The organism is Neolewinella persica DSM 23188, from assembly GCF_000373105.1.
In the GTDB taxonomy this organism is placed as follows: Bacteria; Bacteroidota; Bacteroidia; order Chitinophagales; family Saprospiraceae; genus Neolewinella; species Neolewinella persica.
This window is the reverse complement of record NZ_KB890429.1, coordinates 1-17,415: the sequence shown is the minus strand read 5'-3', so window position 1 is coordinate 17,415 and position 17,415 is coordinate 1. Positions and strand designations below refer to the sequence as shown.

Annotated in this window: 3 protein-coding genes; 1 reads left to right on the top strand and 2 read right to left on the bottom strand. The window is 51.1% G+C overall.

The window, feature by feature from the left end; genetic code table 11:
* The first annotated feature begins 239 nt into the window (after positions 1 to 239).
* Positions 240 to 2,021, top strand: a complete 1,782-nt coding sequence (locus B036_RS0111675) for a glycoside hydrolase family 15 protein (protein ID WP_020568904.1) — start codon at positions 240 to 242, stop codon at positions 2,019 to 2,021.
* Between the two features lie 173 nt (positions 2,022 to 2,194).
* On the opposite strand, the gene B036_RS0111670 is transcribed toward B036_RS0111675, so the two are convergent.
* Positions 2,195 to 9,430, bottom strand: a complete 7,236-nt coding sequence (locus B036_RS0111670; RefSeq protein ID WP_026231902.1) for a T9SS type A sorting domain-containing protein — start codon at positions 9,428 to 9,430, stop codon at positions 2,195 to 2,197.
* Positions 9,431 to 9,746: 316 nt separating this feature from the next.
* Positions 9,747 to 17,415 (bottom strand): SdrD B-like domain-containing protein (locus B036_RS29060; protein WP_044102529.1); only part of this gene is annotated, 7,669 nt, incomplete at its 5' end.

Here is a 17,415-nt window from a genome sequence, read left to right as displayed (position 1 = left end):
TGCAGTGAAATGGGACGAGGAGCAAGTAATGGATAAGAGATTGTGTTTGATCTGTAGCAATCAGACAAACTTTTGTCCGGCTCCGCCAAGCCAAAAGGATTTGTCGGACGGCAAGAGTACCCGTAGTAACACCAATCCAAAAACATACTCCCCATAAGCGCGTTACACCTCCGATTCCGGGCTTGTCCACTTTGAGTAAGCGGGCCGGCCAATCGCTTTCCCTTATCGCTTTATATATATTGCTTATCAGCCCTTCCTACCTCCCCATCGCCGATTACGGCATCATCGGCAACCTGCACACTACCGCTCTGATCAGCATCAAAGGCAGCATAGATTTTCTTTGCCTGCCGCGGTTTGACTCCCCTTCCGTTTTTACCCAACTGCTCGATGCAGGGAAGGGCGGATGCTTTTCCTTCATCTGTCAGGACGATAACACTAATTTCAAGCAACTCTACCTCCCGGGGACCAATATTTTGGTTACCCGATTCCTGAGTAAAGACGGCATTGCTGAAATCACCGATTTTATGCCGATTGCGAAAAAGGAGGATGACTTTGCCATTTTCCGCCGGCTAAAGGGTGTTTACGGCAATCACCGAATCGTTGTTAACATTACCCCATCCTTTGATTATGCACGGGGGGGATGTGTTGCCACAGAAGCTCCGGACGGTAACGGCTACATCCTTAGTGATCCTTCCGGCAAGCAACCGGCAATGCGGCTGATCACTAAAGCTAAACTCAGCATTACCGATCAGGGGCTTACCGGAAACCTGAACCTGGCCGCAGGAGAAGACATTGATTTCATCCTTACCCTCGATATCGGCAAACCTTTCAGACTCGACTGGATTCGCCATTTCCACAAAACCCGCGATTTTTGGTCAGCCTGGGTAGCTAAATCTACTTATCGTGGTCGTTGGCGGGAATCCGTTATGCGCAGTGCATTAACCCTGAAGCTCCTCACTTCCTCCCACTTCGGCAGCACCGTAGCTGCCGCTACCTTCGGCCTCCCGGAAACCATCGGCGGGGAACGTAACTGGGACTACCGTTTTACCTGGATCCGGGACTCGGCCTTTACAATGTATGCCTTTCTTCGCCTCGGTTACCGGGAGGAAGCCGAAGCTTTTGTCGGTTGGATAGAGCAGCAATGCATGGACAACCTCCAACTCATGTACGGCATTGACGGACGTAAGGACCTGGAGGAGATTTCGCTGGATCACCTGGAAGGGTATATGGGTAGCCAGCCAGTCCGCATCGGGAACGGTGCCTACGACCAGCAACAGATGGACATATACGGGGAGCTGATCGACACCATTTATCTCTATAATAATGCAGGCGGTAGCATAACCAATGAATTCTGGAAAGCAATCCGGGGATTAGTCGAATACGTCATTGCGCATTGGCGGGACAAGGATCATGGCATCTGGGAGGTGCGTAGCGGAAAGCAGCGATTCCTTCACTCCGCCGTTTGCTGCTGGGTGGCCATCGACCGGGCCATGAAGATCGGCGAAGCCCGTTCCCTGCCTCACCCGAGGTCAAAATGGCGAACAATAAGAGACGAAATTTATCAGGAAATCTACGACGACTTCTGGAACGAAGAGAAGGGCTTTTACCCACAGTTTCTCGGCAGCGACACCGTAGATGCCAGCGCGCTACTGATGCCGCTGTTGCGCTTCGTCTCCAGCAAGGAGCCCCGTTGGCTGAAGACTTTTGCGGCCATTGAGGAAAAATTATCCGCCGATGTGCTCATCTTTCGGTACAAACAGGAGCATGGTGCCACCGATGGACTGGAAGGCGAAGAAGCCTCCTTTACCATTTGTTCTTTTTGGTACGCTGAATGCCTGGCCAGGATCGGCCGGGTGGAGGAAGCTACCCTCGTAATGCAAAAACTCCTTGGTTACGGTAATCACCTCGGCCTGTTCAGCGAAGAGATCGGGATACACGGTGAGCAATTGGGGAATTTCCCCCAGGCATTCTCTCACCTTAGCCTGATTTCTGCAGCGTTTCAGATCGACAAGCAGTTATAAGCATTACAAGGCTAAAAAACGTAGGGGAGAATAGCAATCAGGCTAAACACGCCAGGCCTTTACGGGCATAAAAGAAGCCACCGATATACTATCGGTGGCTCCCATACACACTTGAACATATTTGGGGCCGGATCCCGGAGCGGCTTATTGAACCGCCAGCCGTTAGCCAGTCATTATTGCTTTACGATACGACCACTAAAGTGCCCATCCGAAGTGGTTATGTTGAAGAGGTAAACGCCCGTCGGCCATCCTGCTACATCCACACGTATCCACTGTTCGCCGGCTTCTGCCCGGGAGGGTCCCTGCTTCAGCACACGGCCGTTGAGGTCCGTGATGGTCACGTCAACACTCTGGGCCTTATTGAGCAAAATACCCAACCGGGTAAAGTTTCTGGCGGGGTTGGGCAGTACGCCCAACAGCTTACTGGTTGCCCCGGGTTCCAATACCTGCAGATCAGAACCAGTGCCGGGGTTATCAGTGATGGTTTCTTCCGTCCAGGTAAGGAGCAGAGGGTGCACCCCCAGCTCCTGGTCATAAACTTCTTCGTTGAGCGCCAGGTCCGCAGCAAGGAAGAGGTTACCAGCGAGCAGACCATCCTTCAGCGCGCGGAAGCGCAAGGTCATGACCCGATCCTCTTCAAGTGCAGTACCCCAGACTAACCAAAGGTGGTCTTCACCAACGCGGATGTTGCCGTTGTCGTCAAGCTCTACGCTGGATTGGTCGAGGTGTTCCAGGGTTGTTGTATTCCAGCTAAGGGCGAGTTGGCCACCTATGTAATCAGCGACATCGGGAAGATTAACCGCCACCGTCACTAGTTCTCCGGCCCGGAAGGACTGGTGATTCAACTCCAGGGATACTGGGCGTCCGGTGTGCTTTACATTGCTTCTTCCACCGTTCGCTGCACCTGCGTCCGCGCCGTATGAATCATTCAGGTCACCCAAACGAAGTCCAATGAAGTCATGATCAAAGGAACAGGACGCCAGCTCACTCAGTAAGATTGTTTCTTGCGGGTCACCGATTCCGTCCCAGTTATCAGCAACAAATCGCCACATAGAACCGACAGGGTACATTTCCCGGCGAGCCAAAATCAGTGCACGCAATTGTATGAAGTCTGTCAGGTCCACAAACCCGTCCCGGTTAATGTCGGCCGCCACGCGCATAAATGGGTTACTAAAAGTCTCGATGCCTAATAAGTGACGCTGCATAATGACCAGGTCAATGGCAGAAAGGCCGATTCTCGGATCAACGTCTTTTGAAGCACTCAACACGTAGCTTTCCCCCACGGTGCCACCAATCTGGTAAGCGCCAAAGTTATTGGTCAGGGTTTCCCCATCATTCGCTAAAATGGTGACGTCATCAAGTGGTGTACCACTGAGGCTGTTCACGTGTCCGTTGACCGTAATGCTTTCCTCCACCTGACAAGAATTACAGGCAAGGCCAGGATCCTGCACCCGGACCTTTACGACGCAGGAGCGCCAGTTTCGGCCACCGATGCTGCCATCAGGCTGTACCACAAATGGATTGAAGGTCTCATCCCAAACGTATACCTCCAGGTACACTTCGTAACGATCTCCACAATCAAGGAAAATACTCTGCATGTTTATGTCGGCTGGTTCCCCTACCCTGTTCACGGAGAAAGTAAGGTCTCCGCTACAGTCAAGGAAGTTGCACTGTGCCAGGTCTACAGCTTCTACTAAAACCGCCGCTTCTTCAATGATTCCATCGTCATCAATGTCGCCTTCTTCGAGGAGAGGCTGGAGGTTATATATCCGGTCTCCCCGACAAACCAATGCGGGTACGTAGCAGTCATTGACCCGGAACTCACGCTCGGTGACGGAGGTGTTGCCGCAGTCGTCCGTTACGGTAAATACGTAGCGGTGGTCACCGATTGGTAAAGAGGTCGTGAAGACATAGTTCGGAAACACTCCGGTCAGTTCGCCGGTGGTTTCACTCGTCGACTCCACCGTACCATTGTTATTAATGTCAATTCCTACCACCAGCTGACCGGGGTCTACCTGGCAAGCGTCGATGATCTGAATACCTACGGGCACTTCCGCACGACACAAACTGGTGTCAACACAGATCATATCGATCATCGTCAGCGCAAGTTCGGGAGCAGTGGTATCAAACACTTTAAAGCGCTGACTGTAAACGTATCGACCGCCGGTTTGGTCGGTTACTTCCCGAACGTACCCCTCTGGGTTTTGGCCATTGCACAATGCTCCTGCAGCTGGCAGATTATTGCCTGGCAGGCTATCAGTATCAATGAAGATGCCATCATCGGTACGGACCAGCCATACGTCGGCGTCTCCCGGCGTATCGCTGCAGTTTTCGTTCCGGTTTACTCGGATGGACGGCGAAACACCATCCCATTCACACCAGTTGGTGACGACAAAATTGCGCTGTACGTAGCGGCATTCTTCTCCTTCCGTTGGCAAGAAGATGTCAACAAACGCCATAGTAATGCTGTCACAGCCAGCACCAGTAATAAGCAGCGTATCGACAAAGTCGGTACAGTCCGTTTCCGTATCCATCGGGAACCGAACGGCGTAGTTGAGCGATGGGGTAACGTGGATGTCCTGAACGAATAGACCGGTGCTCAGGTTACCATGCTGGTCTACGGCCTGGAAACGACGCCGAATCCGCTCGGGGGAACAGTTGTCTCCCGTCACGATCGGAGGAAATTCAACCGCTCTTGCCGAACAGTTATCAATCACCTCGGGCATGCCCCACATCATGCGGAGCTGGGTGGTATCATAGGCGTTGAAATAACCAGGAAGGTCGTCACAGCTCAGGTAAACGGACTCGAGGCCAGTACAGTACGGCTCCGTATTGTCTTTGATCGTAATGTAGGAGGTACAAAAATTCCGGTTGCCCGCCGCGTCAATGGCTTCTACCTGAACTTCGATTATGGTGCCAACGTCTTCACAGTCAAACATCAGTGCGACGTCATTCCAGTCAGACCAGCCGGTGCTGTCAGCGCGCCAGCGACGAATCTGGAGGGTATCTATGCCACAATTGTCGTAGCTCCCCTGATTGACGATACTGACCGGGACAGTAATCTGCCCGCTACCAGGCAGAGAAAGGTTAACCGTTGTTTTACAGACGGTAACCGGCTCGGAAAGATCAGCCACCCGAATCCGGCAATAACGATCCTCGATAACTTCCTGCGGGTGAGAGCCAATAAAGTGGAGGAAATAATCCCCGGGAGGAACATCTTCCACCAGGCGGCTATCGCCAAGTTCGAGCGAACGGTAAAGGGTCGTATCTCCATTAAGCTCCAGGCGGAGTACTTCAGTAGTGAAGACCCAGTTGGCAGAGTCACAGATATTGGCCAGTTCTGGTTGAGGGACTTCGATGTCTGCAAGACAATCTTCGAAACCAGTTGCCCATAGCATAATGTCTTCTTCTACGATCGGGCAATAGTGGTTGGTCACCGGGCACGTAAAGAACGGCAGTCCATTATTTTCCAGTTTGATCAGTTGGGTATAGGTTCTGAAAGTGAAACGGCACGGGTCCTGTACCGTCCAGGTCCGGTGAATATTTGTTCCTCCGTCTGGCCGGAGCGCCTCAACATCTGCGTAGTCGATTATCAGGTTATCGAGTGTCGGCGTGCTGAGCGCAACTGGTACACCGCCACGGTAAACGTAGGGATAGCCAGTATAGCTTGGCGCGGGGTGGTTGTTCAGGTCGGTTGGGAAAGTATCCGAACAGCCGAAGCGGATTTGGGATTCGGGCCAGGTGATGTCCATAATACCCAGGGCACGGAAGTTGATATTTTGCTCACACACCTCCATCAGGGTGGTATCTCCCAGGTCAAGGCCGAAGGAGCGCACAATTTGGGCGCGGTCGCAGGTGTCAAGCTCCTCATCGGTGAAGGCAATGTTCGCAACACCACAAAGGTCTTCTACTTCCGGGCCGCCCAGCGTAGCGATGGAAGCCGGGTCATTGAGGAAGCCCGTCAATTCAAAGTTCAGCAGGTCAAAGACTACCGATCCGCTACTGAAAGTGCTGACCGGGTCTGGCCCATCAGCCATCTGAACAAACAGTTCTTCCTGTTCTGCTGAAACTACGAGCCATTCGTAATCACTTACCACCCCGGCGTTCGGGCTGCTGACGATCAGGGTGTAGATTTGATCGGGCCGAAGCGCTACGGAGAACCGCTGTTGCAGCACCATACCATCCGGCCGCAGGCTGTCGGGGATAATGGGGAGAGAGCGAGCGTTGGTGGGAGCTGCTGATACCGGCCCATCATTGGTCAGGTGGCAGCAATCCAGCGTTTCTTCCAACTGTTGGCTGAACACGGCTCCCAATAGCTCTACCTCTGCAGGAGCATATAGGTAGAAGCTGAACAGTCGTAGGCCCGTGGCCCCTTCTTCCATACGGCTGATGGCGTAGCGGCCGAAGTAACGACGCTGTCCGTCTAGCACTTCATCCTGCTGCCAGCAGATTTCCTGGTTCGCGGGCTCAAATTCACTATTGGTGGTAAGCTCACCACCGAACCTTTGCAGGCCGACCTTATGGTCGATTTCCGTTACATCGTCAGGGCAAATCACCTCAATCGACGGAGCAGTCACATTTACTGCGGCAGTACATTCACGGTTCCCCTGCTCAAAAATCATTACGCTCAGTTCTCCAGCTCCGGGAGAGATTCTTCCAACATTTACGTATTCATCAAAAGCACCCTGGGTGCCATTAGGCAATTCCCATCCACTCGAAAGCGGGTTCTCAGTTGTTACCAGAATCTCTATCGCGTATTCGTCGTCTTCTTCGTCCTCGGTTCCAAAGTCGTTGCAAACTACTCTGGCGTCTTCGATATTCAGACTACATGCTGGTTCACACCCTGCCGGAGCTTCCGGAAGTGTAAACGTAATCGTACAGGCTTCTCCTCCGCCAAGATCTGTGACAACAAAGGTGTAGTCAGCATCAAGGCTCCTGAATGGGCCAAAAGTGATCGTTTGGTTGTAGAAAGATGCGCCAATCCCGTTGAGGCTGTAGGCAGGGGATGCTGTATTTGTTCCTGCGACCATGAGGTCAAAGAAATAAACATCATCGGTTAAGTCAAACGGCGTCCCATTATCGTCACAAATGGCGTTAGTGATTTCCGGTTCCAAAATACACTCATCGGAACAAGGCATCGGAGGCTGAACGGTGGCCGACAGTACACAATCCGGATTATCGACATCGGTAAATTCAAAGCTTTGGGCACCATCAGCGATCAGGTATGGGCCGAAGGTTACCATTTCGCCGTAGTTACCGGTCATGCCCTCACCATCAGTCCAGCCATCGCCCAGGTTAATACCGTCGATGATCAGACTAAACGTAAATTCATCATCAGTAGGGTCGGTTGGAGTTCCCGGATCGATACAGGTCGTATTTACGATATCACCAGTAGTGATGGCACAACCATCGCTACAGGCCATTGGAGCGTTGATGTTGATCGATTCTGTGCAGCAGTCATAAATGGCGTCCGTAGCAGAAAAAACAACATTTCCACCAGCAATGGGGAACGGACCTATTTCAATTTCGACACCATAATCATAGGTTACGCCACCAGAAACAAAGTTGGCGCTGTTGGCCCCCTCCACCCGGACCCTTGCAGTGAATACATCATCTCTTGCGTCGGTATCCGTTCCATTATCGTCACATGCGACACCTAGTAACACCAGGTTCAGGTCGCATTCCACATCCATCAACATATACTTCCCCGTGCTTTCACAACCGAACTCATCGGTAACGATTACGGTATAAATACCGCTTTGGCCTACCGTTACATTTTGCTCATTGTCAAACGCAGGAATCGGACCTTGAGGGCCGGTCCACCGGACTGTTTCAATCTCGTTCGCGGCTGCATAGTTGAGCATCAGCGCTACGTCCTCTTCAGGACAATGCATAAGAGGGCCATCAACGCTTACAGCATCAATCGGCACATCAAATGAAGTAACCGTACGGCTGGAAGCAAACCACCAGGTGTTCAAGGTATTCCGGTCACCGTAACCCGTAGTGTTATCGTTGTTTACGCTACAGTCTTCCGAAGCATAAGCATCGAAGTTCGTCCAGGTACGACAGTTTCCCGTACGACATTCACAACCGGTAAGCACCCGTTTGGGCGCGCCATTCCCCGGATCGTCCGGAATATTGATGTCATCATAGTACAAGGGTGTGGTACCGGCTTCGCCACAGATAGGCCGAACGGGGGTGACACAGAACCCGTTCCGCATCAATTCGCCGTCGTACAAAGCCCAATGCTGAACACCTTGGGTATAGTCCACAATAATGTCCACAGTCGCGCCATCTGCGGGCCGCGTTCCATCAGCAAGTACCCCATCCCAGGGGACACAAGCTTCAAGGCTGTTAATGTCAGTAAATCTGTAAGCTAAAAGCCGATCAGTTGTTGCATCATAAACACCATTACTATTGAAATCAAGCAAGATTTGAACCTGTCCCGTCAATGTTGCTGTAATTGGTATACAGAACGTATCGTCTTCCTGGCAAGTCAGGGCACCGGAGACTTCAACGCTGCCACAAGCGCCGTCCGGGAAAAGGTTCGCATCTGGTTCTTCAAGAAAGATAAGATGCTCCGCTACGTTATTGGTGGCATTTTCTTCAGCGATCGACTGGCGGTCGAGCAAAAGATTACCGGTTTCACCGGGCCCCGACCGGTTAAAGGCGAGATTAAAGGACAATGGCTGAAAGCCTGAATCGGTAAAGTCGATTTCCGTAACAAACCCGTCCGACGTATAAGAGAAAAATTTTGTACTTAACTCTGCACCGAAAGCACATTCAGGTAATTGCGGTTCAAGTTCTGGTACCCTAAAGGCCCAGTTCCGTGAGTATACCCGGCCAACCTGCTCTACACCCTGGCTGGCAATCGTAATGTCCCACATACCAATATACCGTGGACGGCTGCCAACCTGATCAAACTCAATATAGTATTCTCCTGCTGCAGGAGCTTCAAATGTAGTATTCTGATCTGTAGGATAACCACCGGCAACAAGTGCCTCTGGTCCCAGTTGAGCCTGCTCGAAACTGGTCAGGTTCTCCCGGTCAGCATTAATCCGGATTGGACCAAAAACAACACTTCCATCAGCGGCGCTCTTAATCCGAAAATTATATTGTCCGAATGATTCAGGAACTCCGGAGCTCCTGAAGGCACGAGCCATTCCAAAATAGACAACTTCACCTGCTGCTGCAATGCTGAAGTTCAAACGGCTATTCTCCGCGCTGGAATAAGTAGCAAAATTGCCAAAGTCTGGATTACCCACAAAGAGCATCACCGGATCTCCATCAGAAGTTCTGAGATTAGCCGTTCCTTCAGCTTTTGCGAAAAAAGAAAATAGCAAAAGCAATAACAGAAAAGGAAGCCTGCTATACGCAAGCTTTCCCGGATGGGGAAGATGAAAATACATGTTGTTGTTGTTCAAGTGTTAGTAATAACGCAAAGCAGAAAATAAAACCAACTATAGCCAATGTACCAGCAAGGTGCATTGAGCTAGATTAATCCAATATTTGTGTGTAGATAAGCTCTCTATGGCCTTCAAATAGAAGGGAGATCAGGCCGCTCAATAATATCCGAATATGCTCTCTGAAGGAGCTGACACAATTTAGTGAATTGTGTACCTAAATCATAATGCAAAGTTAATCAATTTTCGTAGAAAATTTAAAGGGAGAATGGTAGTACTACCATTCTCCCTTATTTACGACATCTATCAGCAGATAGATGTCTTATCGGCGCACACGGAGCATTGTTCTGGTCAGGCGTTGACCGTTGAATGTTAGTGTGTAAATCAGCGTCTCAGCGGGGAAGTTCTTTCCCTGAAGCTTCACAGCATGCTCACCTGCAGCGTACTCTCCGGAGAACTCCTTAACGACACGTCCGTTCAGGTCGTATACATTGAGGGTTGCTTCACCTGCCTCCGGTAAAGTGAAGGAGATTGTTGTTTCCTCCTTAAACGGATTGGGGTAGTTTTGAGAAAGTACGATGGCGGGTTCGAGTCCTATACCGGGATCTGAAATCAAGACCGGAGTTCCTGTGTTTACCTCCGTAATGTTCAGTGCGAGGTCTACTAGCTCTTCAGTACCAATCTGATAGGCTTCAGAGTAGGTCGGGTTATCAATGAAGGAAATAGCGTCACTGATCGATACCGGACGCAGGCTACGCAGGCGCACCGTAAAGAGTACTGCTTCACCGGAGCGAACTTCCTCTTTTTGGGTCCAGGTTGCAGAAACATAGCCTCTGGAAACCTGGGTTACTCCAAGTTGAGATTGATCCAACAAACCAGGAACTACTCCCTGAATTTCAACAGCATCAGTAGCGAAGTCAAGGGTGAATTGCATACCAGCAAGTTGTTGAATATCTCGTACCCTTACCGGGAGGTCGAAGAGATCACCACCTTTGAGGTGGCGCTCTTCGATTTCCAGTGGGTGCGTATCGTTAGAGCTCCGGCCACGGGTACCATTCAGGATGGTGCCGTTGGAAGCACTAATGAATACGGAGTTATTGAGGTCACCTTTCTTAACGGCGTAGAAATCATTGCCAGAGAGGCAGGATTCGATATCGGAGAGCTTGATGGATCGCGGAGCTTCCATCATTCGGTCAAGTTCGATGGTATTTGAGCCGTCGAAGTAGCTGACCGGCACGAAGCGCCAGGTTTCTCCATCAGGAAGTACTTCCGTATTTCCAAGGATGAGATTACGCATCAGCAGGCGATCAATAATCGTCAGGTCACCGCTGTTGTTAAGGTCAGCAGCCATGAAGATCATCGGATCGGTAATCAGCTCAATGCCCAGTAAGTGGCGCTGCAGGATCAACTCGTCCAGTGTGGAGATACCGTTGGCGGCATCATCCTCTTTGTAAGGTGTGATCGTGTAAGTGCCGACATTTACGCCAGGGAAGGCATACTTACCGTCATCACCACTCAGCACCATGCTGCTGGTAGTTCCTGCGAGTTCGAGCTCAACGCCAGGAAGTGTGATTCCACGTGAAGTGGTAATACCACCACCAAGGGTAAGCGAGCCATCAGCGTTACAGTCGTTACAAACAAGGTCAGGATCCTGTACAAGTACTTCTACCGTACAAACCTTCCAGTTCGGTCCGCCAACCGTTCCATCAGGTTGGACAGCAAACGGATTGAAAGCGTTGTCCCACATGTAAACCTCCAGGTCTACGGTGTAACGATCATCACAAGTCAGCAGAACAGAAGTACTGTCAACGTGAGGTACGTCACCGATGCGGTTCACGGAGAAGCGCAGCGGTCCGCTACAGTCTTCAACGTTACAGCTGGCCAGGCGGCCTGCCTCTACCACTACTCCGGATTCGATCAGTTCACCGTCCGTTCCGACAACCGGAGTCTCCAGATTGTCAAGGTTGGCAATCAGGCCGCTGTAGCAAATCGGGTCAGGAATAGTACAGTCAACGATCTCGAACGGAATAGCTATTGCTTCGGAGTTGTTACATCCATCAGTGTAGCGGATCATCAGGTTATGCTGACCAATTGGCAGAGCAGCCTTGATGAAGTAGTTCGGGAAAGTACCCTGTACCGCCAGTTCAGCCGGCAGGCGCATATTCGGGTTGCCGTCACGACCAAGGTCGATCAGGACTAACCAGTTAGCACCGGCAGCAGTACACTCGCCTGAGATAGAAATCGGAATCTCAACAACCGTTTCACAGTCGGTTTCTTCAGATGCACAGAAGGTATCTGGCACATCGAAGTTGAGGACTGGACGCGTTTCGTCAAAGATCACGATACGCTGGGTGTACGACCATCCACCAGTATTGGCGAAGGAACGTAGGTAGCCCGCACGGTTAGTTTCACCAGTACACTCCGTACCGCGGGTACCCGCAGCAGGGATGGCATTGTTGAACGTCGTATCGACATCCACGTAAGTAGAGTCACCGGAGACGATACCGTAGAAAACAGATTCACCTTCCAGACCATCACAGTCCTCATCACGTGAAATCACCATCAGGGTGTCCGTTTCAGGATCGAATACACAGTTATTGATAACCGTGTAATGGCGCTCAATAACCATACATGCGTCACCATCAGAAGCCAGGGTTTCTACCAGTGTATCCTTAAAGGTTACGCTGATGTCAGCACAGCTGAGTCCGAAGACATCGAAGCCTTGGGCAGCATCGAGACAATCAGTGATCGTATCCTTAGGAATTACCAGGGTGAAGCCGAGGTCTGCAGTAATCGTAATTACCTGAGTAAACTCTTGGGCGCTCACGTTACCGACACGGTCAATTGCTAACCAGCGGCGTGTAATAGTTCCGGCACCGAAGCATTCATCAAGATCAACGATCGGAGAAAGCTCAATGGCATCTGCAGCACAGTTGTCAATTACGACCGGCGTACCGAAGGTGCTCTGGAGATCAACCGTATCGGTCAAGTCAATACCTGCTGGTACGTTTGTACAAGTAAGGAAGATGTCTTCCAGGCCAGTACAGTATGGCAGGGTATTGTCAACGACTGCAACATTCGTAGTACAGATGTTTTCGTTTCCACCGAAGTCAACTACGCGGAGCTGAACGACAACAACACTTCCAGCATCGTTACAATTCATTTCAGTGTATGGTCCCCATGCACTCCAGGTAGGAATGTCAAGGGTGTCACCAGTTACCTCATCAACCAGAATCTGGCGACGAACGAGGATGCTGTCAAGACCACAGTTGTCGTAGCTGCCCAGGTCAATCATCTGGCTGTAGACGCGGGCGATGCCGTAGCCTCCAACACTAACGTTGATGTCACTGATACAGATAGCCGCAGGTTCCTGCGTATCTGCTACGCGGAAGATACAGTCAGTCGTACCGACATTTCCACAATCATCCGTTACGCGGTAACGGAATACGTAGTCGCCAGCAGGCAGTGTGATGTCACGGAGATCACCTTCGTTGATCACGAAGAGCGTATCACCTTCACCGCGGTTGTCAACAACGTAGGTAACAATCGTCCAGCTGTCAGAGCAGGCATCAGTTACTTCAGGAGTTGGCACTTCCAGGTTAGCCACACAGTCGAAGTGATCCATTGGGAAGAGCATAATGTCATTCTCCAGGATTGGGCAGTAGTGGTTACTGATCGGACACGTTACTACCGGTGCGCTGAAGTCACCCGTACGGATGATCTGCTCAGCGGTAATTACATCGTCAGAACAAGCGTCCACGGCAGTCCAGGTACGCGTAATCGTCATGGTTCCGCTACAGGTCTGCTCTTCTTCGTCGCTGTAGGATACGCTGAGCGTGCCACAGAAGACATCGTCGAAGCTAATAGTGCCACCGAAGACCGTTACGATGGACGGGATACCCGTTACCGAAGTAGCAGGGTTGCCGTTAGCATCGGTTGGGAAACCATCACCTTCACAGTCGAAATCGACAGGTCCGGCAGGGAAGATTATATCAGTAACCTGTGGCTTACGGATCGTGATCCGTTGCGTATCAGCCACCATCAACCCGTTACAAGCCGTTGCCGTGAATACACGCTGGATCACCGTAGCCTCACAGCTGGTCGGATCAGCATCCGGACCGCCACTGAGGTAAGTATCAATGATGTCCGTTGACTCGATACCACATCCGGTAATGGTTGGTGTACCCGTCAGCGCGCCACCGTCACCGAAGATGCCGGAGTAATCGTCACAGATCAGATCACGGATCGTTCCGCCATCATCAACCATGTCGGTATCATCAGGAGCAGTAATGGTGATTGCAGGAGCAGTTGCCTCGACTACATCGAGACAAGTGTCATCGTCAGCGTGGTCTGCATCACGGAATACAACCCGGATGTCATCACAAGCGTCAGCTACCGTAATGGTAGTTTCCACACCGTACTGACCAGACTGTCCGTTATCAGCTACCCAGCCATTATCAGAAGCATCTCCCGAGTTGGTCACCGTAACCGTGAAGGTGTAGCCACCTTCGTCGTTACAAACCGGATCGGTTGTCACTTCTGCGGTGAGGTCACATTCAGGGACCACTACACAGCTTTCAGGTACTTCCACCTCAATGGTCGTTCCACAGTCAGCATTATCAGCGTCGACTATTTCGAACGTAAGGTTTCCAGTACCGGTAGGCAGGGTGAGGGTGAATGGTTCACCGTAGGCGCCGGAGATAGACATTCCATTGCTCTCAGAGATCCATCCGTTTGCACCTGCGTTCGCGCCAGATACCGTGAAGGTTGCCGTGAAGAAGTCATCACTTCCATCTTCTGGAGTACCATTATCATCACATGGTGTTTCTACCACGTCACTTGCGATCAGTTCACATGGACTACAGGTTTCCGGAGCTTCCACCATGATGGTGAAGTCACAGGCACCCAGGAAGGTCATGTCGATGAACGTCAGTAATACGTTCTCGTTACCCGCAATCGGGAATTCGAGCGTAACCGTCGGGTTACCAAGGTAAGTACCAATGACCTGTGACTGGCCGGGAACATCCACCATGTAGGCGGTGCCTTCTCCCTCGTGGTTTACCTGGAGGGTAACTACGAAGGTGTCATCTGATGGATCAACCGTGCCCTGGTCATCACACTCATTGCTGAGTTCGACAACACTGATCTGACAGTCAACACATTCACCAGTAGACTGAACGAAGAGCGAAGCCCGCTCGTCGCAGTTGTCATCATCAGGAATGATTACAGCGCTCACGTTGAAATCAACGTCAACTCCAGAGAACGTTTCCGTTACGCCGAAGGTACCACGGTCGTTCGCGCGTCCTGCAGGTGAGGAGTAGACTACGGTGTAGTCACCAATTGCGCCAGTGGCCAGGATAGTGTAGGAGTAAGTGTCATCACTTCCGTCCGTTGCGGTACCGTTGTTATCACATTCCGTATCGAGAATGGTAACATCCAGATCACATTCAATAATATCCGGCGAGCAAGTACCCGGCAGCTCAGTATCCGGGAAGTTCACGCGACAGTAGAAACTGGTCGCATCTTCAATCCGGAAGTAGGCCGTCGTTCTCAGGGTACCGTCCGCATTGTGTAATGGGAACGGACCGAAAGTGTAGGTGTTACCGAAGATCGGTCCTACACCGATGATGGGAGCAAGTCGGCTGTTACCGTCACGGAGTACCCAGCCTTCGTTTCCGTTGTTGGTGCCTACCGTACTGGCGGTAGCCACTACGAAGAACACATCATCGGTAGAATCCGCAGGTGTACCATTGTCATCACAGTAGATGTCCAGAATTGCTCCTTCGATCTCACAGTCCTCGGAACAGCTTTCACCGGGAGAGGTGAACGTTGTCGTAGCTGTACACTCATTGTCAACGTTAACGGCCTCAACCGTGATCGTGATCTCTCTGGCGATTTCAGGGTTCGGGTAAGGACCGAAAGTGTAACGGCCTGGTGCCAGGCTACCACCACCGCTGTTCAGGTCTGGAGATGTCCAGCGGACGAAGTTGCGTCCACTTACGATAACATCCGCGTACCATACATCATCGCTGTTGTCATTTGGCGTGCCATTGTCGGAACAGTAGCTTGGGCCGTCAAACTCAACGGAGATAGAACATTCATCAGAACAAGGGAAGGTCAGTCCCGCTACGTTTACACGTACAACGGAGATACAGCCATCACTGTCATTGTCACTAATGGTGACTGTAACCCTTCCATCCACTACATCTTGCATGGTGAATGGTCCTACTTCCATATTCTCGATTCCGTAATCTCCGGTACCAACGACACGTCCGTCTCCAAGAGTGGCTGTCCATCCACTACCTACTGCATTTCTACCAAGAGTAGTAATACCGAAGTAGAAAACGTCATCACGAGGATCGGAAGGTGAACCATTATCATCACAGTATGGTGATGTGGTGTTACTGGCGATAATCAGGCACTGATCGGAACAGGATTCCGTTGGCGTGAACGTGACCATAGCCACACATTCAGCATCCTCCGAGTCGGAGAAATTGATAGTGATGTCCGAGAAGTCCCCACCCTCCTGTACAACAGGCAGGCGGAAAATGAATGGCTCACCAATGGTGCCAGTGATGGGGTTACCATTGACGTCCAGGCGGCTGCTCACCCACTGTCCGGATGTTCCTTCACCAGTTACTAAGACAGTAACGGTGTAGAAGTCATCACCAGGGGATGTTGGCGTACCATTATCATTACACTCAGGATCAATTGTTACCTCAGCAATGATTGCACAGGTAATTTCAGGAACGATACCAGCGTCAAGGTCTGGGTAGAATTCTCCTTCTTCCAGTGTTACCTGTTCCGTCATACCGTCCATCGCAGGATTCGCATCGCTATCTACATCTTCGTTTGTACCTGCAACTTCACCCAATATTGTCCATAGGAACTCATTAGGCAGTACGAACTGAACACTGTAAGTGCCCGGAGCCAGGTTTTCGAAAATATAGAATCCTTCCTCATCAGTGGTCGTTGTAGCAATAACGTTACCAGCTGCGTCTTTCAGATTAACCGTGACGCCAAATACACCTTCTTCGTCATCGTCCTGAACACCGTCTTCGTCAGTGTCTAACCAGACGTAGTCGCCAAGGCTGGCACAAGCATCGGTATCTTCAATAACTTCTCCAGTTACTTCAATGGAACAATCTGAATCGTTGTCAGTGACTGTAACCGTGTAGGTTCCTGCCGCCAAACCAGTTGCCGTAGCTTCTGTTTGACCGCCGGTAGCAGCATCCCATTGGTAGGTGTAGTTTCCACTACCCAACGTTGCCACTACGGTAAGGCTACCGAGTTGATCTGTATTAGGACAAATTGTATCATTCCCAATACTTGCTTCAAGCGAGGACGCAGGTGCAAGCACGTAGGTTTCAGTAGCAATGCAATTGTTTGCATCGGTTACTACCACCATGTATGTTCCAGCGCCAAGGTTCGTCTGATCCTCAGAAGTTGGTACTACACCAGGTCCGGTCCATTCGAAGCTGTAATCCGTAGTTCCACCAGTTACGGTGAGATCAATGGACGCGCCGGTTAACTCGTTACAGTCAAGCTCAGTGATCGTTTCATCGATAATCAGGACTTCAGGCTCGTTAACCGTGCCTTCGGCAGTCTCGGTACAACCGTTAGCGTCCGTTACCGTCACTGAGTAAGTGCCAGCAACAAGACCAGTAGCCGTAGCGCCAGTTTGTGCAGGAGTTGTGTTCCAGGCGTAAGTGTAATCTGGCGTACCGCCGTTTACTACTACCGTCAGGGTTCCGTTGTCGTCGCCGTTACAGAGAACGTCCGTATCAGCAACCGTAGCTTCCAGATCCGTAGACTCTTCAATTTCGAAGGTCTCATCGATCATACAACCGTTGGCGTCCGTTACCGTCACGCTGTAGATGCCGGCCGTCAGACCGCTCTGGTCTTCGTCACCAGCAACAACGCCGGTGCCAGACCAGCTGTAAGTGTAGCCCGGCGTACCGCCACCGACAGTGATGTCGATAGAACCGGTA

Coding starts and splice junctions, on each gene's coding strand:
- B036_RS0111670 (WP_026231902.1), bottom strand. CDS start 9,430: ATGTATTTTCATCTTCCCCATCCGGGAAAGCTTGCGTATAGCAGGCTT.